Annotated in this window: 1 pseudogene; it reads right to left on the bottom strand. The window is 71.2% G+C overall.

Annotated features, from left to right (window positions below):
- A pseudogene (locus tag ACIBB8_RS37490) lies at positions 1–612 on the bottom strand (protein phosphatase); the annotation flags it as partial.

The raw sequence follows: 612 nt of genomic DNA, 5'->3' as shown, positions 1-612 counted from the left end.
GGCCGCGGGGGCGGGTCCGAATGTGCCGTTCGGTACGTGCGCCGCGGGTCCGCCGGGGACGTGGCCTGCGGGGCTTCCTGGTACGTGGCTTGCCGGGTCGAACGTGGCCGGGGCGGGGCCGAATGAGCCGTTCGGTACGTGCGACGCGGGGCTTCCCGGTACGTGGCCTGCTGGGTCGAAGCTGGCCGGGGCGGGGCCGAACGAGCCGCTCGGCACGTGGGGGGGTACTCCGCCCGGCACATGGCTGCCCGCACCGCTCGGCACGTGGTCGAACCCGCCCGCGTGGACTCCCGGCGCCGCCGTCGGCTGAATCTGCCAGGACGTCGGCAGGCCCGACGTTCCCGGCACGGTGGTGTGCGGGATCGTGCTGTTCGGGGGAATCAGGTTGCCGTTGGGGTCCAGCAGATGTCCGTCGGGCAGCTGGAATGAACCGTCCGGGAGCTTGGGGATCTCGATGTTGCCGATGCCTTTGAGGCCCTTGGTGATGTCGCCGATTTTGGAGATGCCGGCGCCTGCGCCTTTGGCGATGTAGGTCATGGGGTCGATGACCTTGCCGGCTTTGCCGGCGGCGGAGAGGGCTTTGGCGACGGCTCCGGCCTTGCCCGCGCCCGA

Source organism: Streptomyces sp. NPDC051286 (assembly GCF_044455345.1).
Taxonomy (GTDB): domain Bacteria; phylum Actinomycetota; class Actinomycetes; order Streptomycetales; family Streptomycetaceae; genus Streptomyces.
Note: the sequence above shows the minus strand (reverse complement) of the source record. Positions and strands in the feature narration are given on the sequence as shown.